Below are 2076 nucleotides of genomic sequence, written 5' to 3'. Positions count from 1 at the left end.
AGAACCGCGTGACTCAATGCCAGCGATCGAGTTCGCCAGCTTATCTAAACTGACGCCTGCAATCGTTTTGCCTGTGCATGGCCCGGTGGTAATCGGGCTAAGCTGTGACCCCGGATATCGTGTTGTCCCCGGTGGCGGCGACGGCGCTGCGCTGGCACCGCCTTGACCATCGAGCGGCCCCACATACAGCAGTGAGTTCACTTCATAGTCCAGCCAGGGAATTGAAAACTGGTTGTACGGGGTGCAGGTGCGACCAATAATCGGAATGTAGGTACACCAGCGGAAGAATAGCTTGAAGCTCACTTCATCGGTGGTTTCATCCGGTTCCCACACCACCATCTTGAAAACTGAGCCAAAGGGATGCCGACCTGTCGGTTCATAGCCCACTGAGTAGCCCATTGGTGAGGGCACATACTTGAGCGGCCCAAAGCCACCCTCGACTTCGTGGTACTTACCAGAGATCCACTGTTTTCCTTCAAAGCCGCCCTGTACCTTGCGACCTTCGTTTTCGAGGTCATCAAGTTCAATATACGCACATTTGTCAGGTGCTCTCACTAGCTTGCCTTCCTCCGAGCAGGGCACCTCAAAGCCTGCCTGGTAGGAGCCGCTAATCGTATTGTTACGGGCTCTGTCGCAAAAAGAAGATGAGGGTATGAAAATCCTCTTTCTTATCTATTTTTATACAGCGATGCCGAAGATTTGGTGGATGAAAGAGATCTGTCCTGTCACATCATCTCTATCGACATTTTGGATCTGTCCTTTGCGAATCATCGCCATCGCTTCGTACCCTTTGAGAGTCCGTCGAGCTGTATTGAAGGAACCGAAGCCTAAACCCGGTTTGACCAAACGTTTGATGCGGCGATGGTCCTGCTCAATCAGGTTGTTGAGATACTTAACGGGGCGGAGTTTGGTCTTTTCTGGCAGCGTTTTTTCCGTCTTGAGGTCATCAACCGCCGGGGGATAAGCCGCATTCTTATCAACATTGATCACACGCGGGGTGGACGTGTGAGGTGCCTGCAAAGCCTTCTTGAGAAACCGTTTGGCAGCTTTGGTATCGCGCTTAGCACTCAACATGAAGTCCAGTGTCTGACCGCTCGAATCTATGGCTCGATAAAGATATTTCCACTCCCCTTTGACTTTCACGTACGTCTCATCGACTTTCCAAGAATCGTTCGGCACACGCAGATGCGGGCGACAGCGCTGGTCGAGTTCTGGTCCGTACTGCAACACCCAACGATTGAGCGTGCTATGGTCAACCGAGAGTCCTCGTTCGGCCATCATCTCCTCGAGGTCCCGATAGCTCAAGGCATAGCGGCAGTACCAACGGACGTTGAGCAATATGACTTCAGGCTGAAAGTGCTTCCACTTGAACAGGGCAGGATGAGACATGAAGGTGAAGTTGGTGGTAGATGACATGAGGAAATCGGTCTCCTAATCTACCACTCCTGAGTTTTTGCGACAGAACCCCCTGCTCAACCACCTGGAGGGAACTGACCAGCAGCGGGAGTGGTTCGTCATTGATGAGGCGGTGGGCATCCTGCAAAGTCTCAAGACCAAGGGATTTAAGCGAGTCGCTGACCGGCTGCGGGGCTTCATTGTGGAGTTGCTGACGGCGGGCGCTGCTGTCAATGCCTTTGGCGGCATCTTGTCGCAGACGGGCAATGCCGGACCGCTGGGGGTGGATGAGGATCTACTCAAAAACTTCTCGATTGTCGGCTGCGGCAAGCGGAAGAAAGCGCAGATGGTTAAGGCGTTTTGCAAGCTCACGGATCTGCGGTTAACGGGGGAGCAGGAAGCGGAGATTTTGGGCTTACCGGGGTACTGGCAGCTTTGGGAGAACAATGGCCCCACTTTGTCGCAAGTGCCCTTGTCAGATTTGCTGCTGAAAGATGTGGTGGTCTGTCCGTTTGATGAGGAGGAAACGGATGTCTGTCAGCCGTCCACGAAAGCTCCTAAGCAGTCTTTTGAAGCGCGCATTCTGGACTATCTCAAAAAGCAATCGGAGGGCAAAACGGCCAGGGAAATTACCATCGCTTGCACTCGTTCGTCGGACGATCCACGGCCTAATGTGGCTCA

The 2076-nt window shown here is 53.2% G+C and carries 2 protein-coding genes and 1 pseudogene; 1 reads left to right on the top strand and 2 read right to left on the bottom strand.

Translation table 11 applies throughout. The features are described 5' to 3' along the window. Together QJQ48_RS27860 and QJQ48_RS27855 are read right to left on the bottom strand one after the other, a co-directional pair. Window positions 1-555, bottom strand: a pseudogene (locus QJQ48_RS27860) (M23 family peptidase); the annotation flags it as partial. 123 nt (window positions 556-678) lie between these two features. Next, window positions 679-1389 (bottom strand): IS6 family transposase, encoded by a 711-nt coding sequence (locus tag QJQ48_RS27855; protein ID WP_346294459.1) that lies wholly within the window; start codon window positions 1387-1389, stop codon window positions 679-681. 64 nt (window positions 1390-1453) lie between these two features. Between QJQ48_RS27855 and QJQ48_RS27850 the strand changes: the two genes are divergently transcribed. Then, a partial coding sequence (locus tag QJQ48_RS27850) for a hypothetical protein (protein WP_346294458.1) occupies window positions 1454-2076 on the top strand: 623 nt, incomplete at its 3' end.

Origin of the sequence: Sphaerothrix gracilis Ecp01, assembly GCF_030405905.1 — a bacterium.
In the GTDB taxonomy this organism is placed as follows: Bacteria; Cyanobacteriota; Cyanobacteriia; order Phormidesmidales; family Phormidesmidaceae; genus Sphaerothrix; species Sphaerothrix gracilis.
Note: the sequence above shows the minus strand (reverse complement) of the source record. Positions and strands in the feature narration are given on the sequence as shown.